Raw genomic sequence first — 24,380 nt, forward strand, 5'->3', positions numbered from 1 at the left:
GCTTCAGATGTCAGTGTCGACTTCTTCCACTTCTTCAACCGGCTCGCGGTTTGCGGCAGCCTTGACGTCAGGTGCCGGGGTCAGCAGCTTGTCGCGGATCTGCTTCTCGAGCGTAGCGGCAACATCCGGGTTATCCGCAAGGAACTTGGCCGAGTTGGCCTTGCCCTGGCCGATCTTGCTGCCGTTGTAGGCATACCAGGCACCGGACTTCTCAACGAAACCGTGCAGCACGCCCAGGTCGATCATCTCGCCGTTCAGGTAGATACCCTTGCCGTAGAGAATCTGGAACTCGGCCTGACGGAACGGAGGAGCCACCTTGTTCTTCACGACTTTAACGCGGGTTTCGCTACCCACAACCTCGTCACCTTCCTTCACCGCGCCGGTACGGCGGATGTCCAGACGGACCGAAGCGTAGAACTTCAGCGCGTTACCACCGGTGGTGGTTTCCGGGCTGCCGAACATCACGCCGATCTTCATCCGGATCTGGTTGATGAAGATCACCAGGCAGTTGGCGTTCTTGATGTTACCGGTGATTTTACGCAGGGCCTGGGACATCAGGCGGGCTTGCAGGCCCACGTGCATGTCGCCCATTTCGCCTTCGATTTCAGCCTTGGGTACCAGGGCTGCCACGGAGTCGACCACGATCACGTCGATGGCATTGGAGCGCACCAGCATGTCAGTGATTTCCAGCGCTTGCTCACCGGTGTCCGGTTGCGAAACCAGCAGGTCGTCAACGTTGACGCCCAGCTTGCCGGCGTATTCAGGATCCAGGGCGTGCTCGGCATCGACGAACGCACAGGTGGCGCCCATTTTTTGTGCCTGGGCAATCACCGACAGGGTCAGGGTGGTTTTACCGGAAGATTCAGGACCGTAGATTTCAACGATACGGCCTTTTGGCAGGCCACCAATGCCGAGCGCGATGTCCAGACCCAGAGAGCCAGTGGAAATAGCCGGGATCGCCTGACGGTCGTGATCGCCCATACGCATTACGGCACCCTTGCCGAATTGACGTTCGATCTGACCCAGGGCCGCAGCCAAGGCTTTCTTCTTGTTGTCGTCCATTAAAGTCCTCACGTAATCAATAAGGCCTGGCGGCCAACACCTGTATAAGTAGACAGTATTGTTCCACAAAGATCCGTGATCGCCTACCCCTGATTTTCTATTTCTGCTGCAGCTCGTCGCAACAAGCCCTCTAGCGCGGCCTTTACCGTTTGTCGGCGGACCTCGTCGCGGTTGCCGGGGAAGTGTTCGAGCTCGGCGGTCACCTCATCGCCAACCCCAAAGGCCAGCCATACGGTGCCCACCGGTTTGTCCGGCGAACCGCCATCGGGTCCGGCCACGCCGCTGACCGCCACTGCAAAACGCGCCAGGCTTTTCTCCTGGGCGCCGCGAACCATGGCTTCCACCACTTCGCGGCTGACGGCCCCGACTTTCGGGAACAAGGCTTCCGGCACATTCAACTGCCGGGTCTTCTGGCGATTGGAATACGTGACGTACCCGGCCTCGAACCAGGCCGAACTCCCGGGAATCCGCGTGATCGCCTCGGCGATACCGCCGCCGGTACAGGACTCGGCTGTAGTGACGTGGGCATTCAGAACCTGCAAGCGTCGGCCAAGTTCAGCGGCGAGTTGAGTAATTTCCTTCACGGTCGTCTCCTGGAGTGCGCGGGCGTTTGCCTACCCTACAGGAGCCCATGGACCATGCAAGTTACAAGAGACTAACGCGCGACGGCCCGGACATATGCCTGGCAGGCGCGCAAGGCGATCAGTGCGTTATCGCCGTCGTCGGTGATGGCGATAATTCGTTGAGCATGCGCCGGGTCAAGTCGGGCTCGCGGGGCTGCATGAACCACGCCGCCGGGGGCGGCGGTGGCTGGCATTGCGCAGCCGTTGGCGGGGTCGCTGGTGTCGAGAAGGACTGACAACCGCACATCAGCAGTGGCCAGGCGATCCCGCAGGTGAGCCTGATCACGTTGTGCATCGGAAAGCTCCCGGGCGTGTTGTTGGTCGCTGGCACTGAGTTGTTGCTCCAGTGCCAGCCGTTTGTCCTGTTCGGCCTGTTGTTGCTGGCTTTGCGCTTCGGCGTGCATAGCCTCCAGTCGCTCCAGTTGCGTGCCGTACCGCCAAGCCTGTACCTGCCATGCAATTGCCGCCGAAACCGCCAACAACAGGAAAAAGCCAAGCAGGCGGTACGACGTCAGGAAGCCCATAGCACCGCCTTTGCCCGCGCCCACAACTGCAGACGGTTATCCAGCCCATTAAGGCCGCCATTGATGCGCCGGGTGATGGTGGTGAACTGGTCGTTGTCGGCCAGCTCGTTCAAGCCATTGCTCTGCCAAAACCACGCAGCGGATTCGCACGCCCATTGCGGCTGCTCCAGCAACTCCGGTTGCTGGAGCAGCCGCTCATCACCGAACAATGCCTGGCTGCACGCCAGGTAGTTGCGCCGTCCGGTGATCTGGATCAGGCCGCGGCCACGATACTTCTGGCCGTCGCCGTCGACTTCGGGGGAGTTGCCCAGGCGGGCGGCCAGGGTGCCGGTGTCGTATTTGCTCAGGTATTGATCGCTGCCCAGTTCACGTACGTAACGCAGTTCGCCGGATTCGTGGCCGATTTGGGCGAGGAAGGCGGCGATCCGTTTTGGGGTGATGATCTGGAAAAGCGTAATAGCCTCATTTAAAGAAGCTAAAAAAATGCCCGCTCTAAGGCGGGCTCCAGGCATTACTCGGATAAGTTGAGGGAGTGTTATCAGCATCGTTTTTTACTCTCACACGCCCAGACATTTACTGAGCAACAGCGACCAACCAAGGCAATCCAGCGGGCCGTTTGGCTATCGAGGGGAAGCTCTCAGCCTGGGGCCAGTCACGCAATGCTTGAGTGTATTTGAGCAACTCTTTGAACTGCTCAGCAGAAAGCGTCGTTTTCAATCCCATGTCCAACTGATCACGATGACGATCGCGCACCCAACTGATGCGCTGAATTTCCGAATCACGCCACATGCGCTCATTCGCCTGGACTTCAGCATCGGAAATGACGGGGGCAACGTGCTCCTGGCACCGCTCACCCGAATCAATCAATAAACGCACTGCGCGATAAACTTCCGGTGTTTCTGCTTCAGTCACATGGTAGGGATAGCCATCCAAGGTGACTAAGTAACTACCGTCTTTTTTAAGATAGATGTCCTCTATGTTGTACTGCTCGGGACGTTGTTCGTTATCCATTACTGAATCCTCCATGCAAAACCGACGCTATTTCCGTTACCCACTGCGGTGCCTCCAGCGACCACGCCGCTGCTGCCCCCAAGTGCCTGACCATTGCCGTTGTAATTGGCACAGAAATAGGCCCAAGTTCCGCCGGCCGGGATCGCACCGCCCAACGAAATCCATTGCCCAGCTACTGGTTTTAAAAAGCTGGAAGCTGACAGCGCATCGGTAATCCCGTAACCCGCCAGCGTAGTAGCCACGTTCGCTTTACGCGTAGGGTCAAAATTCCCGGAAGTCCAAGCTGTCTGTGATCCCCACATGAGTTCGCCCCCAGAGTTCATAGCTAAAGACCTGGCAATCAGCCCCGCCCAGTGGAATAGGATTCGCGGTGCATAGTCAAAACCGGTCTGGCTATTACTGACTTCCTGCGCCTCACGAATTTCCAACGCACCACCAACACCATTGCCAAGTTCTCCCAAGACTTGCGCGGATAAGATAGGTCGTTGACGGCTGGTGCCCCCAACCACTAATGCATCAGTAATTCCATATCCCGCCAGCGATGTTGCTTTATCTGCTTTGGCTGCCGGATTGAAATTCCCGTCATGCCACAGCATACGCCATGCTCCACTGCCATCTTCAGCAAGCCTGCGCATACCAAACCACTCCCCCGTAACGCCTGAAAGAAGGTCAAAGCCATATTTTCTATCGGGGTACTTTATATGCAGCCCAGTGCCATAACTCACAGCAGCAGGTTTATCGGTAGTCGCCTCCGTTAAACTCACAAACTGAGAGACGGGGATCTCAGACACTTTACCCTTAACAATTGGCGCAGCCGCAAGAAGTCCTCCCGCCCCAGCAGGCATACCATCCGTAATCCCATACCCCGCCAACGTCGTCGGCTTATTCTTCAACTTCAACCAATCACTCAAAACGCTAAGCGCCTGCGCCAACTGATCGGTCTTCGCCTCATCCGGAACAATCCCCGCCGCCGCCAGCACATTCAAAATCTCCTGCGTAACCCCATTCCCCCACGCCGCCGGAATCAAACTCCCCGGCGTCCCCGTCACCGGGTTTTCATCCACAAACTTGCCATTCACCAGCCCAACGCTGGGCACACTCTTTGGATAATCCACGCTTCTACCCTCTAGTCATAATTGATGTGCACCTGCGTATGAGCAGGTGCGCTGCGATGAATCAGGCACTCCAGGGCATTCCCCGGGTTGACGCCAAACCGCTCCCCCCAATAACTCGCCCCAAACCGTCGGCCCAGGAGCTGGCGGCCGCCGGTGTTGAGGGTCCACATGAAGTGCGCCTGCCAGGTGCCGAAATGCGCGACACCAAACCGCGAGCGGCCCATGCGCGGGGCGCGATGCTCAGTGACACTGGCGTCCGGATAGCCCTGGCTGCGGGCGATTTCGATGTAGTACGCGGCGCGCTGGCTGCCCACCGCCAACAGGCGTCGACGCACCGCCAGGCGACGGTCGTCGTACAGCGGACTCAAGCCCAGGCAAGGGTCGGGCAGTTGCATCACCCTTTCCCACTCGGGCACCAGTTCGCTGACCGTCACCGGGTCCATTTCGTTTTGCAGGTCGCAGGCCCGGGCGTCGATGCGCGTGAGTTCTTCGGCGATGCCTTTGAGCACCGTCTCCAACTGCGGCACCGTCTCCAGATCCCAGGCCGGACCGCTGGGCAACAAGGCGATCAGTTGTTCTTGATACTGGCCAGCGGTCCTTACTCCAGCCATGTGATACCTCCGAACACCAGCAACTGATTCGTCGCTGCCGTAACGTCCGCCAGCGGGCTTGTCAGTGTGTGATCGGTCTCACCGGTCGCAGTGCTGATGGCTTCGGCGATATGGGTCAGCAACAAGGTCTCACCCAGCCCCGCCTCACGGTTGTGCAAGTCCCGCAGTTGCGCCTCGACCGCCGCACGCACGGCGCTGGTGTCGGGTGTCAGCCGCAGCTGATAAGCCACCGGCTTCATCACGGGCGCCAACACATACACATCAGCCGTCACCGGCCGCAGCGGTTCGATATGGGCTTGCACCTGCGCCAACTGCGCTGCATTCGGGATCGGTTGCGGGTCGTCATCACGCATCACGAACACCCCCACCGTCCCCGGCCCGAGGTAATTGCCGCGACACCACGCTCGGGTAATCCCGGGCACTTCGAGTGACCATGTCTCGTAATCCTGCGCCGAACCGCCCTGGGGAATAACCCGGTAGGAACGAATCACCCGCGCCCGCAGCGACTCCAATGTTTCTCGCGCCACACCGCCGGTCAGCCCCGGCGCCAGCACGGTAAAGGTCGAGCCAATGCCTTGCAGCGGCTGCACCGCGATCAGGCTCAACCCAGCATCAGCGTTGCCCAGAGTGCCGGCATCAATCGCCTGCACCGTGGTGGTGTTGAGGCCGGCGTGGGTCGTGCCGGCAGCAGTGACTTTGAAGCTGCGCCCATCACTGGCTTGCAGCACCGTGTCCACATCCAGCACCGCGCCCGCCGCGGCGGTAAAACTCACGCTGCCAGTGGCCGCCACCGCAGCCTTGCGCGCCTGGTTCAAGCGCAACGCGGCAATGCGCTCCAGGGTGGATTCATCAGCGGTATCCGGCAGGATCTGCTCAGCGATCCAATCGAGATAACCGTACAGGCCGAACGCCGCACCACTCAGGGTACGCGCCAGAACCTGGGCATCGGACTGGCGCAGCGAATCGCTGGCCAGGTCGCTTTGGGTGCGTTTGATCAGCACCGGCAGCGAAGGGGTTTCAAACGGCATAGATCACCTGCCAACTGTTATCAGGGTTGATGTCCAGGCGCTCGCCGTCGGCCAGGGTCAGCTGCATGCGCAGGTTGAGGCGCTGGGCGTCGAGGCGTTCACTGAGGACTTCGATGGCGCTGCAATGCCCATCGTCGATCAGCCATTGCAGGGCTTCGCGGGCATAGAATTCGGCGTCCAGTTGCGTCTGGCGGGTCAGCTTGACCCGGCGCAGCAGCCACAGCCTTGAGCCGATACGGTCGTCGGCCACGCTGGGAAAACTGTCGCCCCACCAGCCGAAGCGCTCGTCATCGTCAACGGCATCGTCCGGCGCGGCACGGCGCCAGGTGAACAGGCTGATCAGCACCGAACGGGTCAGGGCATTTTTCAGGTTGTCGGAGACAAACATCACTGGCCTCCCGCCGGCGCGCCGGTCTGGCCATTGCCCGGCTGTACGCCCACATGCACGTGCTGGATCTGGCTGATACCGCCGGCAATCTGGTCGCCCTGGGAGATGATCTTGCCGCTCTGGGTCAGGGTCGGCGTATCAATGTTCACGGCACTGCTGGCGCGGATGTTCAGGGTGGCGGTTTCAATGTCGATCACCCGCCCGCGCTTGAAGTGAACCTTGTCGCCTTCGTCGGTGTAGATCGCCACTTCACCCGGTGCCAGGGACTGCAACCGATAGCGCCGGTCAGCCACCACCAACACGATGGCATGGGAACGGTCGCCGCCCAGAAATGTGGCGATGCCTTCAGCACCGGCCAACGGGTTGCTGGTGAAACCGTAGGGTTCGAAGTGCTCCATGTCGTCGTTCACTTCGCCTGCGGTCAGGCGCATTTGCAGCGATTGCAGCTTGGTGGCCGAGTGGGCGAGCACGACAGTGCCGCGCGCCAGCAGGCGAGTCAGTAGGCTCATGGAAATTCCTTGGGGGTTAAGCAGAGGGCAACGGATTGGCATCAAAGGTGGACGGCGGCGCCACCTGCAGGGTGGTGATCGAACCTTGCTCGGAAAGCGAATAAGTAATCCTGGAAATCAGCAGGTCCCGGTCAAAACCCAGCACCGGATCGATCACTCGCACCAACAGGTTGTGGCGCCACAGATCGCCGTTGGACTGCCGCCAGCCTTGCACGGTGTAGGTGGTGGTCAGGGCTTTGCCAGTGCGGGTGGAGCGCTCCCAGTCGGCGCGTTGCTGGGCCAACTCAGGCGTCAACTGCGTCGGTTCGCTGATCACCGTGACGCGTTTTCGCGTGGCTTTTTCATCCCGGGAAATGCCTGAAACCTCACTCACCGCCGTCGCGCTTTTCTGATCATCGCCCTTGTGCTGGCCGATGACCCGGTACTCGGAAAACACCGAACCAAAGTCCCTCGAAGCATTCGCCGAAAGGATGTTCTTGCCCAGCTCCAGGCTGTCATTCGCTCGCCCTGCACTGCCGGGCAACGCCAACACCAGGCGTCCGTCCGCGTCGTCGGTGGAGAACACCCGATACAACGTCAGCAAGCGGTCGATGGATTGAAATACCGTCTCGCCGGGCACGATGCTGTGGGTATGCAAACGCGTGGTCTCGGCAATCTCGCTGAGCACCTCGACGCCATAGGTAGCCGTCAGTGCACGCACGATGCTCAGCACACTTTGCCCACGCCACTGACCGGGCTGGTTGATCGCGGCGCAGTCCACCAGGTCCTGGGTCAGCGAACCGCCCTCGATACTCAGGCTGATCTGTTTGCCGTCATAGCTGACCGGCACCTTGAACACAAAGCCGGTGAGCACCAGGTCGCAACCGATCCGTACCTGGCAGCGGGCACCCGGTTTGATGGGAACCGCCAGGGTTTGCCCGGGCCATTGCCAGGTGATGTTGAGGGTGAAGGTGCGAAACTGGCGTTCCAGGTCGGCGCTGATTTCGACGCTTTTCCAGCCGCCATAGTCCAGGCCGTCAACGGTCAGGGTGACGGCATTGTCCAGATCGTTCATGGGTTACTCCCTGACCACTTGCAGGTCGGCAGGCGGCAGGAAGCCCGGATGCGCCACCCGATTGCGCTGCACCACCTCGCCCACTCGCGTCGCATCACCAAAGCGCTGATAAGCCAACACCAGGGCCGGCATGCTGCGCATCGGCGTCAGGTTGACCAGTCGTACACCAGACGAAGCCACCGCCGTCAGATGCGTAAACATCTGTTGGCGCAAGTCGTTCAGTGCAACGTAGTGCCCGGCGTCGGCCTTCAATGCGGACTGCCACATGGCTTCGTTCAGAAGGTCACGCAGCACCAGCACATCGTCAGCCACCGGCACTTCACGGCGCTGCACCGGCTGTGCCGCCTGCTGCGCCAGGGACGGCGTGGTGCTGAGGGTCACCGCTTTGGTCGCCACCGGTACATCCGCCAGCCAATGGGCGATCTTCACCCACAACGCATCCTGTACCAGATTGGCGGTGGCCTGCACGGCGGCCACGCTGTCCTTGCCAGTGGTCAGCTTTGGCACGTCGATATTCCGAGCCGCTTCCACCTGCTGCGAGAGGTTGGCCAACATGCCGCGATAACCCGTGCGGGCAAACGCCTTCAGCTCCTTCACATCGCCGAGCAGGCCCTTGAACTCGGCGCTCAATTCCTTGGGCACGTCCTTGATGGCTTTGACCAAGGCATTCAGGTCGCCATACACCTGAATCAGTGGGGCAAACTGCTGCTCAATCACCTGGTAAACCTCTGCCAGGCCATTGCGCAACGCCTGGATGCCCACCCGCGCCTGCTTCACCAGCGCGACGGCCTGCTCAAAACGCAGTACTGCCGAACCCAGCAGACTGTCAGCCGACACCAGCAACAACTGGCGGGTATTGACCGCCGCAGTAGGAAACTTCAAGGGTTCGTCGGGATAGAACTTCAGGGCAAATGTCACCAGCCCGCCATCCTGACGGGTCTGGGTCATTTCGCACTCGCCGACCTTGACCTGCAACCTTCCCAGCCAAGGGTGCACCAGTTCGCCGGCGCCCTCCTCCAGGGCCTTGAGCAGCTTGTCGCGCTGCTCCAGGCAATCCTCGCCCACCACAAACGCCGTCAGCTCATGCACCCTGGATTGCTGGCCGAGCCCTTCAAAGAACGGCAGGTCGCGCTGAGGGTATTCGTGCAACTGGCCCTTCTTGCCGACCGGGACTTTTGCCTGGTCGACCCAAAACCTGACGCCACGAAACGACGCCGGCAACAAACGATCACGCCAGCTCATTGGAGCCTCCAAGGGACAGGGAACGGTAGCCGACACGCGGGGTGACACTCAGGCCGGGTTGGTTGGTGCGGGGTTGGTCGACCCGCAGGCCGGCCGGAGCATTGTCGAAACTCACCCGCAGGTCGCCATTGAGCTGGGTGCGGTTGTTGGCGGCGGTTTGTTGCAGCAGCGAACTGGAGCTGGACGCCAGCGGCGAAATCAACTCAGGCCCCTTGCGAAACCAGGATGGATTACGCGCGCTTTCGGCATTGCGCGCCTGCTGCTCAGTGGTCAACTCCACCACACTGCCGGTAGCCCGGTTGATCGCTTCACCCAGCCCACCATCAAACAGCTTGCGAATCGGCGCGGTGATCACCGCAAGCTTCTCCGACAACTCGGTGAACCAACTCAGTACCGGTGCCCACATGGCTTCGAGCTGCTCCATCGGATGCCAATCGTCGAACAGGCCACTCAACACCACAAAGGCATCCTGGGCCTGCCACTTGATATCGCTCCAGATCGAGGCAAATGCACCGGTGACGGTGCCCCAGACGGCAGAGATCTTGTCCAGGGGTGACCAGTCGAAGTAACTGCTGACGACGGTGAAGGCCGCCAGCGCGGTGAGCTTGAAGTCACTCCAGATCGCCGCAAACACCCCGCTGATCACGCCCCAGTTGGCAATGATTTGCCCCAAGGGTGACCAACTGAACAGGCTCTTCATGAACTCGACCACCGGCACGCTGAGCGCCTTGAGCAAGTCCCAAAGCGCGGCAAAAAAACCAGTGATCGGCCACCACAGGCGCATCAGTTGTTCCAGCGGACGAAACGCAAAGACCGTCTGAAAAAACTCGCCCAGGGTTCCAATCGCCGACATCACGCGCTCGCCAAGCCCGACAAAAAACGCCGATATCGGCTTCCAGTTGGCGACGATCAATCCCGCGGCCACCGCAATGCCGACGGCAACCAGCACAATCGGATTGGCGCTGAGCACCAGTTGCATCAAGCCGAGTGCCTGAGACACGCCGGTGACGGCCGCCTGTATCGCGGTAAACGCCACCGCGCCGGCAGCCAGGCCCTGCACCAGTTGCGGATTTTCAGTGAGCACCTGGGCCACCGACGCCAGCAACGGCTCCAGCCCGACCACCACCGCCGTGACGGCCGGCAACAGTGCGGTACCGAAAGCCACCGAGACCTTGTCCAGCGACGCGTTGAAATCCTTCATCCCCTGCGCCGCCGCTTCGGTAACGCCCTGCCCCACGGCGGCACTCACCCCGCCGACCTCAGCCTTGAACGCCAATGCCGATTTGATACCGCTGACAAACGGCGCCGCCAGCCCGCCGCCCTTCACCAAACCAGCGATGTCCAGCTTGCCGAGGCCGGTCTGTTCCAGGTTCTGCCGGAAGCGCCCGACGGTGGCCTGCAACGCAGCAAGCTTGGGCGACAGCTGGTCGATGCCGGTCAGGCGCACGGCGGTACTTTCTACTTTCTGAGCTTCTGCCATCACTGCACCTGCTGCATCGCATTGATCCGTTGCGCATGCTCCAGGGATTCCCGGAGCGTATCCAAAGGCCTGGCCAGCATCTGTTCGGGGTCAACCTTCCAGAACCAGGCCAGGTCATAGGCCACCGCAATCAGCTCGGCGACGGAGCCTGCGCCGCACTCATGAAAAAACCGGCGACGGCCCAGCTCAGCGCGTTGAAGTCCACCAGGTCGAGCTGGTTGACCGACGACGGCGGAATACCCGCGCACACCGCGATGTACTTGGCGGCCACATCGAGATCCAGACTCACGTCTTCGCCCTTGTCGATCTTGTACGGCAGCGCCTTGATCGCCCGCACTTCCTGCACCGTCGGGCGGCGCAGAGTGAGTTCGGTCAGCGGCTCGCCATGGGCCTCGATGGCCACTTGCAGCTTCACCGTGTCGGTCATTGCCAGGTCCCCTTGATGCCTTCGAATTTCAGCTCGATCACGGCGTCGTCGCCCTTGGCCACCGGTTCTTCCACCAGGTAGGCACCGGCCAGCACGTAGACTTTGCCGTTGTTGAATTCGCAGGTGACGGTCATGTCGGTGCCGGCGATCAGTTGCTTGAGCGGGAAGTCCGGGGTATGCAGCGCCGAGACTTTGAACGACGGAGTGATGTCAGTTTCCTTGTAGAAACCCGGTACCACGGTTTCCCGCTTGACGGCCATCAACGGTGCCTCGCAGCCGCCGTTGATGGTCAGTTGAGCGCCGTCCACTTTGACGTAGCAGGTGCCCGCAATCAGTTGACCCATGATGTTTCTCCCAAAAATATGCCCGCACGCGGCGGGCTGGAATCAGTTGCGAAAAGCGCGGGGGTTACACCGCCGCGTCGTACTGCAAACGGAACTGGTTGAGCAGCGCAAACACCCGCAGCCCATTGACGTAATCGGGCGGGAACAGCACGTTGACCCGGCTTGGGTCCTGGCTGTCACGCTCGACAATCAGGTGCTCGGCGAACAGCTCGGCGTTCTCCACATGGCCTTCCAGTTCCAGCTTGGCGTACTGGGCGATCAGCTCACCGCGAATAGTGCTCGGGGTCACGATCGGCTGGCCGGCGCCAAAGCGCGTGCCGTCAGCCGCGAGTTTGTGGCGCCCGTACTTGCTGGTGATCACGCTTTGCAGGCGGCGCACGATAAAGGCCGACTGGTGCAGGGTTTCGCTGTCCAGGTAGGAGTTGTCCGCCTGGCCGAAGGCGTTCTTCTGGTAGGTGGTGATCGCCCGCTGAATGCGCACGTAGCCGCCTTCGTAGTAAGCCGTGGCGATGCCGTAGTTGAGCAGCGATTGGCGCTCGGTCAGAGTGAAGCGCTCGCTGGCGTCGGCCGGGTCGAGGCCTGGCAGGCTGCCGCTTTGGGTCGGACGGCTGGCATCGGCGGAGATAAACACCGCGGTGCGCGCCGCCAATGCAGCGGCCTGAACCCAGAACGGTTGCGGCACGCCCGGCTCCATGGCCTGGATGGTCACGTGCTGGTCGTTACGCCCTTGCCCGGCCGCCACCAGGGTGCCGATGGTGCCGCGCTTTGCGGTATAGACGTGGCCGAACAGTTGCTTGGCCCACGACCAGCGACCGCTGTTGTCATCCATCACTGCCTGCCAGGCATTGAGGCTGGTGGTGTCGGCCCAGGGCATGCAGATGAATTCAAACGGCTCGTCGCCCAGTGCCGCCAGCGCTGCGAGTTGGTCTGGTACACCGGCGCCCGCCGCCATTTTGCCGATCACGGCGGTGAGGCCGTCGGGAATTTGTTCGCCGTTACTCTGACCCAAACGGTTGAGTTGCAGGCTGATGTCGTTGCCGCTGTCACCGGTCCATTTGGCGGTCAGGGTGACAGTGCCATCGGCGGCTACCGCACTCACCGGCAGGTCGGCACTGGCGTTGATTTTCAGCGCCAGGGCGGTGGCGGCAACGGCTGCCGTGGCGCCATTGATCACAGTCGTTTGAACCCGGGTGCCGCCGACGTACAGGCTGAGAATGCCGCCCTGGTTCGCGGTGCCGGTCAGCTTGAGATCCGCCTTGGCGGCACTGCCTTCGGTGCTGTGCAGCGGCAGGCACCAGATCTCGCCCACCGGGTCACTCTTGCGGAACGTCTCGTACATCGACGCCAGCATCGAACCCTGGCCACCGATGCGCTTGGCCATGGCCGCGCTCGACACCAGCACCAGGCTGCCGATTTCCGGGCTGGTGACGTTGTCGTTGACCTGGGCCACGATCAGCCGGCGCAAGGCCGACGACGCGCTATTGGCCGCCGAATTGTCCATCTCGGCGTAGAACAGCGGCACACGAATGTCCGCCGGAATATGACTGAATCCAATCGCCATTATTTGGCTCCCTGTAGTTTTGCCGCCTTGACGGCTTTGGTGGTGATGTCGCCATCGGCCAGACGTCGACGCCACCAGGCGTTGTCCGGGACTTCGCGACCTTCGGCCGGCAGCAGATCGCCCGCCTCCGGGTCAGGTACGGCACGGCCGGAAACCGGCAGTACGGTGATGCGTTTGCTCATGGTTTTACCTCGGCAGAAAAGGTCATTTCCAGGCGCCCGTCGGGGCCTGGGCGTTGCAGATTGGCGTCGGCCGGGTCGATGGCATCGACCCGCACCGTCACCCCGGTGAAGGACGGCAAAGCGTCCAGCTCAAGCTCGGGCCAGGTTTCGGCTGGCTGTGTGCTGAGGTTGCGTCCCAGTTGGAACTCGGCGAAAAAGCGCAGCCGGTACAGCCCGCGGGTTTTCGTCAACAGCAGCCAGTCGCCGCCTTCGTACTGGATGGGTTCGTAGAAACGCTCGGGCCTGAAACCCACCAGGGCACGCCAGACTTCGGCGCGCAGGGCGTGGAGTTGGTCCATCGCCATGGCTTGTTGGCCGTCCGCCAGATCGAGTACCAGCACCACGCCGAAATGCTCGCGCAGGGTTTGTCGGGTGGTGTTTTGTGAGCTGTTGGCAGCGGCTTCGTCGGCGATCGGCGTGATGACCGCAGCAGGTGCGTCAGGCAGGGTTTGCAGGGCATCGAGATCAAGGCCGGCATGGATCTGTTGGTTGAAGCCTTGGCAGTGATCACGCAGGTGATTCAGTAACGGGGTGATCTTCATGGGTTCACCGGGCAATAAAAAACCCGCTCGGGAGCGGGTTTGGTTGAGGGGGCGCGGCTAGACAGACAACCCGCCAGCAACAATCGAACTTCGATACCCCGTCGCCGGGTCGCCAACATGCGTCACCTTGCTGATCGACCAACGTCCCTGCATGTACGACGGCCAGGTTTCATCCAGCAGCAGCAAGCCTTCGGCGGATAGCAACGGGTTGCCGGGGCAATCGATCAGCAACTGCAAATCTTCACGGCCAACACGGCGCAGCTCACCTTCGGCCACGGCACGCGCTTCCGCTTCGTTCTGGCAGCGTTGGCGCAAGGTTTTGAACGGGGCATTGCCGACCTGAACCACGCGCTGCTTGCCCGCCGCCGCATCCCACCAGGCGACGCGGCTACCCTCGTATTTCGCCCGGGATTTCTCATCGAGCCTGGCGGTGATAAAGGCCTGGTCACCGGGGCGATTGTCAGCCGTGATGGATAATTTCACTTCCGGCAGTTGCTGGAGGGACAGCGATTTGACCTGACCACTTTCAGCCAGCACATACAGCTCGTTGATCGGCTTGCTGACCGCGCAGTAACGCTTGGCGAGGCGTGTGATAAAGGCCATGTCGCTTTCGTTGGACTGGTCGATATGGGGAATCACAATCCCTTCCAAAGACGGCGCCACACGGGGTGAATAACCGTGACGACCCACCAGTTGGCGAAACAACGCCCCCAAGGTCGTCGGCCCATAACTGGCAGATCGGCGCTGACGGTAGCCTGTTTTGTCGACCACGCTGAAGGGCGCCGCCGTGGCGACGATCATCAGGCGCATGGGGAACAGCACCGGGGTTCGCTGAGTGACGACGAACTCGCCTTTTTCCACCAGCCCCGACTCCTGGTACCCGACTCGCAAGCCGATTTTTCCACTGAGACTCGGCAGGCCTTCCAGGCCCTCGAGATTGAGGGTCAGTTCAAGTCGGTCGGACTCAATGCCCGCCGCGTCGGTGTGGCTCCAGTGCATCAGGCGTTGATTGAGCAGCGCCGCATTGGCGCCGTAAAACTCCACGATCGGGGTAAATCCCTGGGCCATGCTGCCTCCTTAATCCCAAGCCGAAACGGGGCGCACGGCCGTTGGCCGCGACTCCAGTTCGGGCACACTTACCCACACACCGGCTGGCAACACCGGGCCGTACTCTGCGAGGCCGGGGTTCTGGCGCCAAAGGGTTTCTTCAGCTGCGTCATCGCATCGTCCTAGCTCGCGATAGAGCAACAGGTTGACCGAATCACCGGCAATACTTCGGGCTCTACGCATTGACGAATTCCTCCAGTTCCAGGGTCCAGGTCATGACCATGGCGGTGCCGTCATCGATCACATTGCCCTGGGTTTCCACGACAGTATTAATCCGCCACAGGCCCCAGTTGCGCCCGACACCATCGACCAGGGGCAACGGCACCCGCGCATTTTGCAGCGCGCGCAGTTCGTCGAGGCGCTGCATGCCGACGGCGTACATGGCCGTGCCGCTGAACGTGAGTTTTTCCAGTTTCTGACCGTTTTGTCGCGACTGGGGCTTGCTGGCAATAATCGTCAGGTCACTCCAGCCGCCGTCGCTGTTACGCACCAGCGAGGAATAGGTAAAGCCCCGGGACAGGCCAAAGATGAAATCGCCGAGTACCATTTGTTGTCGCATCAATCACCTCCTGGATCGGCCAGTGCTGCGTTGCGCCGGATACCCAGCGTGTCAGTGACCATCGGCATGCATTGGAATTGCAGGGCCTGAATCACCTGGTTGACGACTTGCTGAGCGTCAGCGGGGTTGACGCCGGTGATCTGGATACTCGGGGCAATCGTGACCTGGACATTGTCCGTGCGGGCACTGTTGAGTTCCTTGCTCACCGCATTGGGTGCGGGCAAGCGATCACTTGGACCGAACAGTTTGTCACCGAGCCAGGTGCCCGCCTCACTGCCCAGCAAACCACCGATTGCGCCGCCGACAGCAGTACCGACACCGGGGAAAATCAGGGTGCCGATAGCGGCGCCGGCGGAAGCTCCTGCCCAGGCACCGCCCGCGGTGCTGAGGCCGGAGGCAACAGCTTTTGCGTCGCCATTGCGTACGCCCTGGACCACATCCATCGCGGTGTCGACGTACTTCAACGGGCCGAGGCGGCGGGTGCCTGCCGATTCCAATTTGGCAAACGCCCCCGACAAACTCGCGGCCAGGCCTTTGCTCGAACTGCCCGGCATACGCCGATTTGCCGGCGGCGCCGCGTAGGAGGCAAACGAATTGCCAGGGAGATGGGTCGACGCCTGAGCCGCCTGCTTGGCCGAGAAAGGAACAAGCGGCTGGCCCATTGCATTGAGCTGGGGTGTGGCATTGGCCAAGCGAGGAAGACGTTGCGGCTTGAGATCCGCCAACTTGCCCTCGACGGCCGCCGTAGGTCCACGTGGAACCGTTTGTCCTGGCTTGGGAAGCTTGACGCGCCGCTTCTTCATATTCCCGGGGGTGCGAGCTTTATCTTTCTTCCGGACCGTCTCTCCAACGCTTTCGGGTAGCTGTGCAGCCGCCGTTTCAAGTAGGCCGGCGGTACCAGGGCAACATTGCTTGTCGCCGCCCTTGTCCTTGTCCTTGTCTTTATCGAGCCCCCCGTCCTTGAACAGTTTCCCGACTCCCGGAATCTTGCCAAGCGTCACATCGACCATATTGCCGGCCACTCGGGTCTTGACCGTATCCCACAGGCTCGAACCCAAATCCTTCCCGAGATCTGCCCCTGCCTTGAGGCCCTTGTCCACCCAGGAATCAGAGGCCGTTGCCGGGTCCTTCTGCTCGCTCTTCGGCGCGCCAACGGCGGCATCAGCCGTCTTGGTCGCCAGCGAACCCCCGTTAATGAACAACGTGCTGTTGAGGGTTTCCAGGGTCTCGCGCAGCCGCACCTGCTCCAGGGTCAAGCCGTTGATTTCCAGGCTGGCATTGGCCAGCGCCAGGCCAAGATCCGTCTGCCCGGTAGGCACCGCATCTAGGGAGGAGGGTCCAGTCAAATCCTGGGCCGCCGGTGACAGGTCCGCTGAAAGCTCTCGGTCATACGTCTGCCCGGCAAACGCCAGTCTGTAGTTCATTTGCATCCCGCTCTACTCCTGTTTGACGCCAAGGCGAGTGATCGCGATGTCGTAGCGGCGTAATGCTTTTCCGACTTCCCAGTCCAGGATTTCCGCTTCGTTTACCGAGTAAACCAGCGGCACGACGTCGAGGATTACGTCGATGTCGCGCTCCGAAAGAAGGCCGCCGGTTGATTTAAAAAATCGTCGATGCGCTCCTGCAGTTCGGTCCAGTCGGGCACGGTGAGGTCCGCCAGGTCGGGGATCATCAGACCGGAGCAATGGGCGGTGATGAACTCGGCGCGCTCTTTGGCCGTGGTGAGTTTTTTCATCACTTTGGTGGCGCGCAGGGCCGGCATTTCCAGGGTCACTGCAGTCAGGGTGCGGCCGGCGGCGTTGAGCGGCAGCAGCAGTTTCACCTGCTCGGTGGTGGCCGAATCGCTGGGCTCGCGGGCTGCGTCCAGGAAGAACGAGGCCGGACGGGTCGACATGTCATGCACGTACTGGGCGATGGTCACGTAGTCCGGGCGCTTGAGTTGGTCGAGCTCTTTTTCCGACAGGCCGGTGGCGAGTTTCGCCAGTTCAAAAAACTGGTCATCCTCGTCATCACCGGCCCGGACCAGCGCGTCTTTTTGCGCGGCGTAGTACAGCGGCTTGAGTTGCACCTGCTCGATTGTCGCGCCGGTGTCGGCGGTGATCGGGGACAGCAGGATGTGCAGCGGAGGCATCCAGGCCATGAGTCAATTCCTTGGTCAAACGTTGTTGAAAAGCACCGCACCTCTCGGGGCCAGCGCGATCACTGTGGGAGCCGGGCTTGCCCGCGATGGCATCGCCTCGGTGCAATGGATACACCGAGTCGCCTGCATCGCAGGCAAGCCAGCTCCTACAGAAATCGCAAGGGGCTTACGGCATCAGCACCGCGCGGCGGGCATCACCGAGGATGTCGACGCCGTTGAGCACGAATTTCTGGGTGCGCACGTCGATGTCGATCACCGGGATGCCGTTTTCCAGGCGGTTGTAGGTGCGGCAGGACAGCTCCAGCGTGGTAGTCGCCTTCTCGCCCATCTTCAGCTTCGCTTCCTCCAGGGATTTGAGCTTGCCGCCCACGGTGTGATAAGTGAAATAGGTCCGGCCATCCTGGTCCTGGCCCGCTTCACGCACGTTCAGCAGGATGTCGTCACCCAGGCGCACGCCCAAGGCCAGCATGATTTCCGGGCCGGCACCTTGCAGGATCAACTTGGCATTCAACACCTTGCCGCTCTTGGCCATTTCCTCGGCGATGAACCGCCCACCGGACATGGGTTCCATGTCGAATTCAATCTTCGGCGGGGTGAACTCTTCCACAGTGGCCGACAACGGCAAGCCCTGAAGGGTGGCCGCAATGGCCTGTCTGACTCGGTTGGTAAACATTAGAGAACGTCCTCCAGGAACTGCTCGATGATTTCATCGCGGGCGTTGAGTTGATAAATCATGTGTTCGTTCGGCGCGTAGCGGCCGTAGTCGATGACGATGAACCAGGTGCCGTTCTTGTACTTCTCGACACTGTTCAATTCCGGGTGCAGGTACACGCTGCCGCCGGGGATGGTTTCGTCGGCTACCAGGGTTTGCAGCCAGTCGTTGATGCGCTTCACCTCCTGGTCCATGAACGACTTGGTGAGGTTCTTGGCCATGGCTTTCTGGCCGGCCTTGACCAGCTTGCGGCTGATCGCATCTTCCAGGCCCACGTAGCTGATGAACTTGCCGGTGATGGAGCGGTTACCCAGCAGCGAGAAACCGCCGAGGATGGTGCGGGCGTAGTAGCTCACGCCGTAGCGGTTGAGCAGGTCGCCTTCGGTGGAGGTGTCGAGGATGTTGTACTCAACCACGCGGGAAACGTCTTCGGCGAAGGTCACCTGATTGCCCGGGCTTTCCCACTGCTTGACCTTGGCCAGTGCCGCGATGGCCAGGGACGACGGCGCCAGGAACACGTTTTTCTTCGCGGCCTTGGAGTACACCGACGGCATGTTGTGCACCAGCAGGCAACGGTCGAAACCGAGATCGGCGCCGCCCAGTTCGCCGCTGTAGGTCACCTGGTCGGCGACGGTTGCGTCCTTGCCATCCAGCACCACACGGGCCTTGATGCGCTTGCCAAAGGAAGCGAATTCGCCGGCCACGGCCTTGGTGCCGGTGAAGCCAGGGGCGCCGATGATGGTCAGGTCTTCGGGGACGCTGGCCAGGGCGGCGAGGCCCAGTTTGCGCCCGGTTACCGGCTCTTCACCGCCGATTACGTTATTGAGGGTATCGGCCGGGGTGGTGCCCTCGTCGACGATCACCACGTAGACCGGCACCTTGACCACTTTGAGGATCTGGTACACGGCGTGGAACAGCGTGCCGGTCTCGGCGCCGGTGGGATCCAGCAGCGCCTGGGTGGTGAAGCTGTTGATGCGGAACGGGGCGTTTTTCGGGATCGACGCATGGGCGTTGGGGGCAGTGCCCACCAGGCCGATGACGTTATCGCCCAGGCCACCCATGGCCTCGGGGGATTCGGTGGCGTTCACGGTGATGCCGTTGTGCTCGAAGTTCAAAACCTCAGCCATGGTTATTCAGCCTTCTTCGGGGTGGAATTGAGGACGCTGGTGAGTTCCAGGCGGCCAGCGGTGCGCAGGGCGGATGCTTCGACGTCCAGCAGTTCCAGTTCCTCGCCGGCGGTAGACCAGTGGCCGTTGCCGGTGGGGAATGGAATGAGGACGGTGTAGGTTTGGCGATTGGCCATAGGTGGATCTCCAGGCGAAAAAAAAACCGCCAAGGCGGTTTTGTGTGACTGTCACGAGAATGGAACATGGGGCCGTTAGGCGATCTGCTAACGCTCTTTTTACGGAAGTGCTAGTTGTGGTAATTCAGAAACGAGATCTTGCGGACTGAACACCTCGCGCGTCTCCTGCTCGACGGCATCAAACTGCTCATAGCAGTAAGCCCAGCACAGCGACCGCCAGGAACGGAAGGCCTGGCCCTGAGCCTGAAAGCGCGGTACTGCCGGCTCATCGGCATAGCTAATCGCATTCTTGATATCGTCATATCCTGCGGACTTGGCCGTCTGATCCAGAAACGCCCGAACTACCGCAACACACTCAAGCTTGCGCTGTTCCCACGTCAATTCGGGCGGTTCCAAAATAATGGGGCGATTACCATCGGCCCCGATCACTTTGCCAGAGGCTTGAGCTGCGAAAAGTGCTTGGTACTCTTCAAGACTGACTTCCCGCAGCTCTCCTGCGAGCGGCAGGCAGCAGTCCGGATTTGCCACTTCAATCAAGGGTGGTTCTGCCGTGACATCTGCAATGCCAACGGTAGGCCGTTGCGCTTCAGGGGCGTTGGGATCAACTTCCCAAGCGGGATCCGGAATGTTGACCATAGGCCTTTCCCACGTCGGATCGGGGATCCGAAGTGTCCGCTCGCCATGGGCTCGGGTATCGTAAAAACCTAATGTTTGGGCATGAAAGAAAATCGTCATAGTCAGTAGCCTGTGGCTTCCCAGTAAATATCATCAGGTGAGTTGAACGGCCCGGAAATAACCGAAAACTGCGTATTGCTGACGATCAAGGTATTAGTGCCCGTTGCGGCATCGGAGTAAAAGAGACTCGTCCGGCTTGCTACAAGCGATGCACACCGATTGGGGAACGCGATAGGAAAACTGCGATGGGTGACGGTATCCGAAGCGCCCAAGGTAATTCCCCACTGCTTGATCATTCCCGTCTGGGCACACTTCCACCAACCATTGGGCCCAAGTGAGGCCGTATTTTTAAGCACGGCTCCCGGCACGTCGGCTGTGGCCGGCGGCAGGTTTGTCAGGCCGGCGGCGTTGCCGCTATAGATGCCTGAGATCGACAAATGCCCCCCTTCGGTAAGGGTCATGGCGTTATTCGTGCCGCCCACATGAGTGACGACCTGTGGCGGCGAGGTGCTGGTTCCGCCGGAATAAGCCTCCATTGCCGCTAGGTGTCGCTCATTCCAGCACGTTGCCCGCCACACCAGGTATGCCAAGTAGTTTGCCGGCGCATTGATCTGCACAGCCGGAGAGCGGCCTCGCCATGCGACAAATCCCCCGCCCATGTCAGGTAGCTCAAAGCTGGCGGTGCCTGACATCAAGCCACCCGTGGTGGGTAACTTGGAGTTGTCGGAAATCGCGATGTTGGCCGTGCCATCGAATGACACACCATTGATTTGGCGTGGAGTCGCCAGCCGGGAGGTTGTTCCGGAGTTTCCGGACACATCAATATTGTAGGAACCTTGCAGTCGTGCAGCAGGTACGGTCCCCTGAGTCAGGGCGTTCGCGTTAAGGTTTAGGAGTTGGCTACCCTCGCCGAGGTAGGCGCCCTTGATGGTCAAGTTACCTTGGCCTTCAAATAGGAAAGCGCTCGGCACAGCCCCCATATGAAGTGCTACTACCGGGAGCGAGGTCGAAGTACCACCAGAGTAAACATCCATGGACGCCAGATGACGTTCCCCCCACATCGTCCCCTTCCAAATAGAGTAACTATACGAGTTGATCGGACAGTTAATCTGGAGGGCGGGGATACGTTTTTGCCAATCGACAAAAGCCCCTCCCATGCCAGAAAACTCTGCGCTGATTGCGCCAGTCATAGTTCCGCCTTTTAGGGGCAACTTCGACTCATCGGTCAGTTTCCCGAACATCGACGCAATTTCATCTTTCGTATAGGCATCCCTGATGCCCATCTCAGCCAACGTTCCAGGGTTCGTGCCGCCTATGGTTCGACCATATTTGTCGACAGTCAGGACTTTGTAGGTGCCCGCCTGAACACCACTCCTTCCCGCCAGCATCTCGAATGCCAGCGGGGTGGAGCCCAACGCGATAACCCCTTTGCTGACCGACTGCCACAAAGAGCCTCCATAGGCAGCGCCCTCTTCAACAATGACGCTAAGTCCAGGAGAGACTCTTTGACTGGAGCTGGCATCCATCGAGCGCGACCAGGCACTATTGGCAACAATATAAATACCGTTGTCCTTCGCCAACGTCTGACCTGCGACCAGTACGCGTTGGCCAGCAATCACTGCAACCCCATCGATTTGCTGCGCGCCACTCAAGACGATATTTGCCGTAGCCGCCACACGAACCGACTGCTTGCTATCAAGCTTGGCCAGCTCGTCGCCGAGATAATCAACGACCCACGCCCGAGTTGCCTTGACGACGGTGTCATCAATCAACAATGTCACCAGGGACGCATTACTCGTTTCGAAAATCGAACGGATGTAAAACTCTTTGCCCGACCCAGATGTCGCCAGTACGGGTTTGAACGACTCCGGGTACTTGACGATGGCGTACAACACGCCGTTATCGGTCCAGATACCCGCCTCGCGCACATACCACCCACCGACATCAGACGGAATCGTCACCTCTGCCAGGAGCCAGCTGGGATTTTTCTCGTCTTGGAAAAGGGCATTCAATGGCCCCCTCCATACCTCGCGCTTCAATGCTTTGGCGGTCGCATCCGGGTTATAGACAGCGCCGTTGCCATCACCAACCGAAATTTGTGCAAGCTTGATCGGAAGCCCAGCGGCCTTGCAGGCAGTTTCGTAGGCAATTCCATCATTGGTAAGAAGAGTATAAAAGTCGGCCATTTAGAACCTCTGAGGATAAATAGTGAGCGTCTCGACGCTATAAAGGCCGGCGGCAGAGAATGCGTTGCCGGCGGCTTTCAGTCCGTCGATAACAATCGGATGGACAATGGTAAGTTCGCCACATACCGTCGCGGCAGCGATGGAATGGGTACCAAATGCGCTCAATCCCACAGAGACCGACAGGATGTCGCGTTCGCTTTTTGCAGCGGCTAATCGCTGGTCCAGTCGAGCGTCCATTTCTTCGCTGTAAGCCAGGCTTGTGAACGCTCTCACTGAGAAGCTGTAAGGCGCACCGATTGGCGTTTGCTCGTACCACGAGCGAACCTGCGGGACCAACTGCAGGCCTGTAGCGGCGTTTTCCAGCGCTTTCCGTGTACCGGACTGGCGAGCGATCGGCCAAGCGAGCTTCACCGTGCCCCTCTTTTCAGCCTCAGGAGCACTGGAACTCCATTCAGTAACACCACGATCTGCCGCCAGGTACGGTAAGAAGTCCACTGGTGTTAGCAGCGGGTTCATTAAGGCGGGAAAGGGTGGCGTCACCCGGTCGAGCAACTGCCCGAAACCCAAGTCCAGCGCCTTCTCCAACGGCGAACTGTTGGCGGGCAGCAAGCTGCCTTTTGGTTCGTTCATAACGTGCGCACCTCCACCTCGACACCCGTGCAATACGGCGCCTGAAACGCCGTGGTGACGATCGGTTCCAGCGGTTCAAGGATTTGCAGTTGCGCAGCGCCCGCCGAGTGGATGGCGTAGTCGATCCAGCTCGGGTCCACCCGCCCTTCCAGGCGATGACAAGACTCGGCGTAGGTTTGCAGCAGCTGCTGCGCGGCCACTTGGGTCAGCCCGGAGTCCGGGCCGGCGTTGATCTTGGCCACCACGCGAATTTTGTAACGTAGGATCTGTGCACCCTGCACCGTGACAAGATCCGTTTCCGGCCGCACATCAGGCCGGGCGAAATGCCGGCGCACACCGTCAAGCAGATCAGCAGGTGGCGTGCCATCCCCGTCTCGGGCCAAGACCGTCACCATCACTTCACCCGGTGCAGTTCGGCGGCCGTTGCCATCCTTGACCCGAGCCGCGTAGCCGTCCGGGTCGAAGGTATAAGTGACCGTCACCACCCCGGGCGTGGCGCTTTGTACTTTCACTGACGGACGCTCACCAAGGGTGAAAACCTCCCGGCGATACTGCATCCGCGAGCCCGCCGCCGGAGCGTGAGGCGCGAGGTAATAACGCAGGCGGGCGTCATCGTCGCTTTCCAGCGTCGGCGGCACTGGCGGGAAAGCCGCCGGATCGCCGGGATCAAGCACCTGGCGCTCCAGGCCCATGTCGGCAAGCCGCGCATCGAGGTTGCTGTCGGTGGCCCACCACGCCAGCATCTGCTTGATTCGGGCGTTGTATTTGCGCTCGTGGGTTTGCAAGCGAACGCAAAAGGCCTCCAGTGCCAACGTCAACAGCTCGCTTTCATTCTCAAGACTGACCTTGAGCTTGGCCGCATTTTCCGGCGCACGCGTAGCGACGTAATCCACGACAAACGCCTTGAACTCCGCCAGCAACGGTTCGAACTCATCGACGGCAATGATCGCCGGCTCGGCCAACTGGTTCTGGCCGGGTATCAGCATGCTCATGTCACCACCTCGAAAGATTGTTTGCGGTTTTTCCAGGTGCCGGCGAAGCGCAACAACAGGCCGGCGCCCTGGCGGTTGGCGACGATGACTTGCGGCTCGAAGTCGGCGATGCCGTTCTGTGGGTTGTAGAACGCTTGGGCGGCATGGCTCTGGGCGAGAATCAGCAGGTCGTCGCCGAGGTTCTGCCCGAGCAGTTGCGGGATCATCGAGCCGTACAGCGGGCGCTTCTGGCGGGTGCCCAAGGGTGTGGTCAACGCTCGGGTGGCGCGCTGTACGAATTGCAGCCAGTCATCGACGGCCGCCCCGGTGTTCCGATCGATTCCAATCATGGGAT

32 protein-coding genes are annotated in these 24,380 nt (G+C 60.6%); all 32 read right to left on the reverse strand.

What is annotated here, in order from left to right; translation table 11 throughout:
• Positions 1–3 precede the first annotated feature (3 nt).
• The 32 genes from recA to V3W39_RS22265 all read right to left on the reverse strand — a co-directional run bounded on the left by recA (position 4) and on the right by V3W39_RS22265 (position 24,375).
• A complete protein-coding gene (recA, locus tag V3W39_RS22110; protein ID WP_003208645.1) occupies positions 4–1,062 on the reverse strand; it encodes a recombinase RecA in 1,059 nt (352 codons plus the stop codon).
• Between the two features lie 83 nt (positions 1,063–1,145).
• On the reverse strand, positions 1,146–1,646 hold the full coding sequence (locus tag V3W39_RS22115) for a CinA family protein (RefSeq protein ID WP_010170066.1): 501 nt from the start codon (positions 1,644–1,646) through the stop codon (positions 1,146–1,148).
• A 71-nt stretch (positions 1,647–1,717) separates the two neighbouring features.
• Complete coding sequence (locus V3W39_RS22120; protein WP_330213341.1) at positions 1,718–2,209, reverse strand: lysis system i-spanin subunit Rz; 492 nt, start codon at positions 2,207–2,209, stop codon at positions 1,718–1,720.
• Positions 2,197–2,754, reverse strand: a complete 558-nt coding sequence (locus V3W39_RS22125; RefSeq protein ID WP_330213342.1) for a glycoside hydrolase family 19 protein — start codon at positions 2,752–2,754, stop codon at positions 2,197–2,199. Before V3W39_RS22125 ends, V3W39_RS22120 begins: the two co-directional genes overlap by 13 nt.
• A gap of 28 nt (positions 2,755–2,782) precedes the next feature.
• On the reverse strand, positions 2,783–3,220 hold the full coding sequence (locus V3W39_RS22130) for a phage tail assembly chaperone (RefSeq protein ID WP_330213343.1): 438 nt from the start codon (positions 3,218–3,220) through the stop codon (positions 2,783–2,785).
• Complete coding sequence (locus V3W39_RS22135; RefSeq protein ID WP_330213344.1) at positions 3,220–4,335, reverse strand: hypothetical protein; 1,116 nt, start codon at positions 4,333–4,335, stop codon at positions 3,220–3,222. Before V3W39_RS22135 ends, V3W39_RS22130 begins: the two co-directional genes overlap by 1 nt.
• Positions 4,336–4,346: 11 nt before the next feature.
• Positions 4,347–4,946, reverse strand: coding sequence for a YmfQ family protein (locus V3W39_RS22140; RefSeq protein WP_177079731.1), 600 nt, complete (start codon positions 4,944–4,946; stop codon positions 4,347–4,349).
• Positions 4,934–5,974: a baseplate J/gp47 family protein gene (locus V3W39_RS22145; RefSeq protein ID WP_177046820.1), complete on the reverse strand. Its 1,041-nt coding sequence runs from the start codon at positions 5,972–5,974 to the stop codon at positions 4,934–4,936. Before V3W39_RS22145 ends, V3W39_RS22140 begins: the two co-directional genes overlap by 13 nt.
• Positions 5,964–6,362 (reverse strand): phage GP46 family protein, encoded by a 399-nt coding sequence (locus tag V3W39_RS22150; RefSeq protein WP_259196934.1) that lies wholly within the window; start codon positions 6,360–6,362, stop codon positions 5,964–5,966. Before V3W39_RS22150 ends, V3W39_RS22145 begins: the two co-directional genes overlap by 11 nt.
• The gene (locus tag V3W39_RS22155) at positions 6,362–6,871 is read right to left on the reverse strand and encodes a phage baseplate assembly protein V (RefSeq protein WP_177132906.1); all 510 of its coding nucleotides are present in this window, start codon (positions 6,869–6,871) and stop codon (positions 6,362–6,364) included. Before V3W39_RS22155 ends, V3W39_RS22150 begins: the two co-directional genes overlap by 1 nt.
• 16 nt (positions 6,872–6,887) lie before the next feature.
• Positions 6,888–7,925: a phage baseplate assembly protein gene (locus tag V3W39_RS22160; protein ID WP_330213345.1), complete on the reverse strand. Its 1,038-nt coding sequence runs from the start codon at positions 7,923–7,925 to the stop codon at positions 6,888–6,890.
• Positions 7,926–7,928: 3 nt separating this feature from the next.
• On the reverse strand, positions 7,929–9,167 hold the full coding sequence (locus V3W39_RS22165; RefSeq protein WP_330213346.1) for a DNA circularization protein: 1,239 nt from the start codon (positions 9,165–9,167) through the stop codon (positions 7,929–7,931).
• Complete coding sequence (locus V3W39_RS22170; protein WP_330213347.1) at positions 9,154–10,647, reverse strand: hypothetical protein; 1,494 nt, start codon at positions 10,645–10,647, stop codon at positions 9,154–9,156. Before V3W39_RS22170 ends, V3W39_RS22165 begins: the two co-directional genes overlap by 14 nt.
• Positions 10,647–10,772, reverse strand: coding sequence for a hypothetical protein (locus V3W39_RS22175; RefSeq protein ID WP_010170085.1), 126 nt, complete (start codon positions 10,770–10,772; stop codon positions 10,647–10,649). Before V3W39_RS22175 ends, V3W39_RS22170 begins: the two co-directional genes overlap by 1 nt.
• Positions 10,773–10,777: 5 nt before the next feature.
• Complete coding sequence (locus V3W39_RS22180; protein ID WP_017480155.1) at positions 10,778–11,074, reverse strand: phage tail assembly protein; 297 nt, start codon at positions 11,072–11,074, stop codon at positions 10,778–10,780.
• Positions 11,071–11,418 carry a phage tail tube protein gene (locus V3W39_RS22185; protein ID WP_177132914.1) on the reverse strand — a complete coding sequence of 116 codons (348 nt, stop codon included), beginning with the start codon at positions 11,416–11,418 and terminating at the stop codon, positions 11,071–11,073. The genes V3W39_RS22180 and V3W39_RS22185 overlap by 4 nt, the downstream gene beginning before the upstream one ends.
• Before the next feature lie 64 nt (positions 11,419–11,482).
• Entirely contained in the window at positions 11,483–12,979 is a 1,497-nt protein-coding gene (locus V3W39_RS22190; RefSeq protein ID WP_330213348.1) for a phage tail sheath subtilisin-like domain-containing protein, read from the reverse strand.
• Positions 12,979–13,161, reverse strand: a complete 183-nt coding sequence (locus V3W39_RS22195; protein WP_177046832.1) for a DUF2635 domain-containing protein — start codon at positions 13,159–13,161, stop codon at positions 12,979–12,981. Before V3W39_RS22195 ends, V3W39_RS22190 begins: the two co-directional genes overlap by 1 nt.
• On the reverse strand, positions 13,158–13,742 hold the full coding sequence (locus V3W39_RS22200) for a phage tail terminator protein (protein WP_330213349.1): 585 nt from the start codon (positions 13,740–13,742) through the stop codon (positions 13,158–13,160). The genes V3W39_RS22195 and V3W39_RS22200 overlap by 4 nt, the downstream gene beginning before the upstream one ends.
• A 57-nt stretch (positions 13,743–13,799) precedes the next feature.
• Positions 13,800–14,810, reverse strand: coding sequence for a phage late control D family protein (locus V3W39_RS22205; protein WP_330213350.1), 1,011 nt, complete (start codon positions 14,808–14,810; stop codon positions 13,800–13,802).
• A gap of 9 nt (positions 14,811–14,819) precedes the next feature.
• The gene (locus V3W39_RS22210; RefSeq protein WP_177046838.1) at positions 14,820–15,032 is read right to left on the reverse strand and encodes a tail protein X; all 213 of its coding nucleotides are present in this window, start codon (positions 15,030–15,032) and stop codon (positions 14,820–14,822) included.
• The gene (locus tag V3W39_RS22215; protein ID WP_177079724.1) at positions 15,025–15,408 is read right to left on the reverse strand and encodes a phage tail protein; all 384 of its coding nucleotides are present in this window, start codon (positions 15,406–15,408) and stop codon (positions 15,025–15,027) included. The genes V3W39_RS22210 and V3W39_RS22215 overlap by 8 nt, the downstream gene beginning before the upstream one ends.
• Positions 15,408–16,838, reverse strand: a complete 1,431-nt coding sequence (locus tag V3W39_RS22220) for a tail tape measure protein (protein ID WP_330213351.1) — start codon at positions 16,836–16,838, stop codon at positions 15,408–15,410. Before V3W39_RS22220 ends, V3W39_RS22215 begins: the two co-directional genes overlap by 1 nt.
• 128 nt (positions 16,839–16,966) lie before the next feature.
• Complete coding sequence (locus V3W39_RS22225; protein ID WP_177046844.1) at positions 16,967–17,548, reverse strand: phage tail assembly protein; 582 nt, start codon at positions 17,546–17,548, stop codon at positions 16,967–16,969.
• A gap of 166 nt (positions 17,549–17,714) precedes the next feature.
• A complete protein-coding gene (locus V3W39_RS22230) occupies positions 17,715–18,221 on the reverse strand; it encodes a phage major tail tube protein (protein ID WP_177132926.1) in 507 nt (168 codons plus the stop codon).
• Positions 18,221–19,387 carry a tail protein gene (locus tag V3W39_RS22235; RefSeq protein ID WP_010170109.1) on the reverse strand — a complete coding sequence of 389 codons (1,167 nt, stop codon included), beginning with the start codon at positions 19,385–19,387 and terminating at the stop codon, positions 18,221–18,223. Before V3W39_RS22235 ends, V3W39_RS22230 begins: the two co-directional genes overlap by 1 nt.
• Positions 19,388–19,389: 2 nt before the next feature.
• Positions 19,390–19,563 (reverse strand): hypothetical protein, encoded by a 174-nt coding sequence (locus tag V3W39_RS22240; RefSeq protein WP_177132930.1) that lies wholly within the window; start codon positions 19,561–19,563, stop codon positions 19,390–19,392.
• Positions 19,564–19,662: 99 nt separating this feature from the next.
• Positions 19,663–20,298, reverse strand: a complete 636-nt coding sequence (locus tag V3W39_RS22245; RefSeq protein ID WP_177046850.1) for a hypothetical protein — start codon at positions 20,296–20,298, stop codon at positions 19,663–19,665.
• 2 nt (positions 20,299–20,300) lie between these two features.
• Positions 20,301–22,424 (reverse strand): phage tail protein, encoded by a 2,124-nt coding sequence (locus V3W39_RS22250; RefSeq protein WP_259196966.1) that lies wholly within the window; start codon positions 22,422–22,424, stop codon positions 20,301–20,303.
• A complete protein-coding gene (locus V3W39_RS22255; RefSeq protein WP_259196968.1) occupies positions 22,425–23,054 on the reverse strand; it encodes a phage tail protein I in 630 nt (209 codons plus the stop codon).
• Positions 23,051–24,046: a baseplate J/gp47 family protein gene (locus tag V3W39_RS22260; protein WP_259196970.1), complete on the reverse strand. Its 996-nt coding sequence runs from the start codon at positions 24,044–24,046 to the stop codon at positions 23,051–23,053. Before V3W39_RS22260 ends, V3W39_RS22255 begins: the two co-directional genes overlap by 4 nt.
• Positions 24,043–24,375 (reverse strand): phage baseplate protein, encoded by a 333-nt coding sequence (locus tag V3W39_RS22265; protein ID WP_003208675.1) that lies wholly within the window; start codon positions 24,373–24,375, stop codon positions 24,043–24,045. The genes V3W39_RS22260 and V3W39_RS22265 overlap by 4 nt, the downstream gene beginning before the upstream one ends.
• Positions 24,376–24,380: the final 5 nt, after the last annotated feature.

This window comes from Pseudomonas sp. Z18(2022), assembly GCF_036346535.1.
GTDB classification, from domain to species: Bacteria; Pseudomonadota; Gammaproteobacteria; order Pseudomonadales; family Pseudomonadaceae; genus Aquipseudomonas; species Aquipseudomonas yamanorum_A.

Excerpts from the sequence above, each read along its gene's own strand:
- recA (WP_003208645.1), bottom strand. The coding sequence starts at position 1,062 with ATGGACGACAACAAGAAGAAAGCCTTGGCTGCGGCCCTGGGTCAGATC.
- V3W39_RS22120 (WP_330213341.1), bottom strand. The coding sequence starts at position 2,209 with ATGGGCTTCCTGACGTCGTACCGCCTGCTTGGCTTTTTCCTGTTGTTG.
- V3W39_RS22125 (WP_330213342.1), bottom strand. The coding sequence starts at position 2,754 with ATGCTGATAACACTCCCTCAACTTATCCGAGTAATGCCTGGAGCCCGC.
- V3W39_RS22130 (WP_330213343.1), bottom strand. The coding sequence starts at position 3,220 with ATGGATAACGAACAACGTCCCGAGCAGTACAACATAGAGGACATCTAT.
- V3W39_RS22140 (WP_177079731.1), bottom strand. The coding sequence starts at position 4,946 with ATGGCTGGAGTAAGGACCGCTGGCCAGTATCAAGAACAACTGATCGCC.
- V3W39_RS22145 (WP_177046820.1), bottom strand. The coding sequence starts at position 5,974 with ATGCCGTTTGAAACCCCTTCGCTGCCGGTGCTGATCAAACGCACCCAA.
- V3W39_RS22150 (WP_259196934.1), bottom strand. The coding sequence starts at position 6,362 with ATGTTTGTCTCCGACAACCTGAAAAATGCCCTGACCCGTTCGGTGCTG.
- V3W39_RS22155 (WP_177132906.1), bottom strand. The coding sequence starts at position 6,871 with ATGAGCCTACTGACTCGCCTGCTGGCGCGCGGCACTGTCGTGCTCGCC.
- V3W39_RS22160 (WP_330213345.1), bottom strand. The coding sequence starts at position 7,925 with ATGAACGATCTGGACAATGCCGTCACCCTGACCGTTGACGGCCTGGAC.
- V3W39_RS22165 (WP_330213346.1), bottom strand. The coding sequence starts at position 9,167 with ATGAGCTGGCGTGATCGTTTGTTGCCGGCGTCGTTTCGTGGCGTCAGG.
- V3W39_RS22170 (WP_330213347.1), bottom strand. The coding sequence starts at position 10,647 with ATGGCAGAAGCTCAGAAAGTAGAAAGTACCGCCGTGCGCCTGACCGGC.
- V3W39_RS22180 (WP_017480155.1), bottom strand. The coding sequence starts at position 11,074 with ATGACCGACACGGTGAAGCTGCAAGTGGCCATCGAGGCCCATGGCGAG.
- V3W39_RS22185 (WP_177132914.1), bottom strand. The coding sequence starts at position 11,418 with ATGGGTCAACTGATTGCGGGCACCTGCTACGTCAAAGTGGACGGCGCT.
- V3W39_RS22190 (WP_330213348.1), bottom strand. The coding sequence starts at position 12,979 with ATGGCGATTGGATTCAGTCATATTCCGGCGGACATTCGTGTGCCGCTG.
- V3W39_RS22195 (WP_177046832.1), bottom strand. The coding sequence starts at position 13,161 with ATGAGCAAACGCATCACCGTACTGCCGGTTTCCGGCCGTGCCGTACCT.
- V3W39_RS22200 (WP_330213349.1), bottom strand. The coding sequence starts at position 13,742 with ATGAAGATCACCCCGTTACTGAATCACCTGCGTGATCACTGCCAAGGC.
- V3W39_RS22205 (WP_330213350.1), bottom strand. The coding sequence starts at position 14,810 with ATGGCCCAGGGATTTACCCCGATCGTGGAGTTTTACGGCGCCAATGCG.
- V3W39_RS22210 (WP_177046838.1), bottom strand. The coding sequence starts at position 15,032 with ATGCGTAGAGCCCGAAGTATTGCCGGTGATTCGGTCAACCTGTTGCTC.
- V3W39_RS22215 (WP_177079724.1), bottom strand. The coding sequence starts at position 15,408 with ATGCGACAACAAATGGTACTCGGCGATTTCATCTTTGGCCTGTCCCGG.
- V3W39_RS22220 (WP_330213351.1), bottom strand. The coding sequence starts at position 16,838 with ATGCAAATGAACTACAGACTGGCGTTTGCCGGGCAGACGTATGACCGA.
- V3W39_RS22225 (WP_177046844.1), bottom strand. The coding sequence starts at position 17,548 with ATGGCCTGGATGCCTCCGCTGCACATCCTGCTGTCCCCGATCACCGCC.
- V3W39_RS22230 (WP_177132926.1), bottom strand. The coding sequence starts at position 18,221 with ATGTTTACCAACCGAGTCAGACAGGCCATTGCGGCCACCCTTCAGGGC.
- V3W39_RS22235 (WP_010170109.1), bottom strand. The coding sequence starts at position 19,387 with ATGGCTGAGGTTTTGAACTTCGAGCACAACGGCATCACCGTGAACGCC.
- V3W39_RS22240 (WP_177132930.1), bottom strand. The coding sequence starts at position 19,563 with ATGGCCAATCGCCAAACCTACACCGTCCTCATTCCATTCCCCACCGGC.
- V3W39_RS22245 (WP_177046850.1), bottom strand. The coding sequence starts at position 20,298 with ATGACGATTTTCTTTCATGCCCAAACATTAGGTTTTTACGATACCCGA.
- V3W39_RS22250 (WP_259196966.1), bottom strand. The coding sequence starts at position 22,424 with ATGGCCGACTTTTATACTCTTCTTACCAATGATGGAATTGCCTACGAA.
- V3W39_RS22255 (WP_259196968.1), bottom strand. The coding sequence starts at position 23,054 with ATGAACGAACCAAAAGGCAGCTTGCTGCCCGCCAACAGTTCGCCGTTG.
- V3W39_RS22260 (WP_259196970.1), bottom strand. The coding sequence starts at position 24,046 with ATGAGCATGCTGATACCCGGCCAGAACCAGTTGGCCGAGCCGGCGATC.
- V3W39_RS22265 (WP_003208675.1), bottom strand. The coding sequence starts at position 24,375 with ATGATTGGAATCGATCGGAACACCGGGGCGGCCGTCGATGACTGGCTG.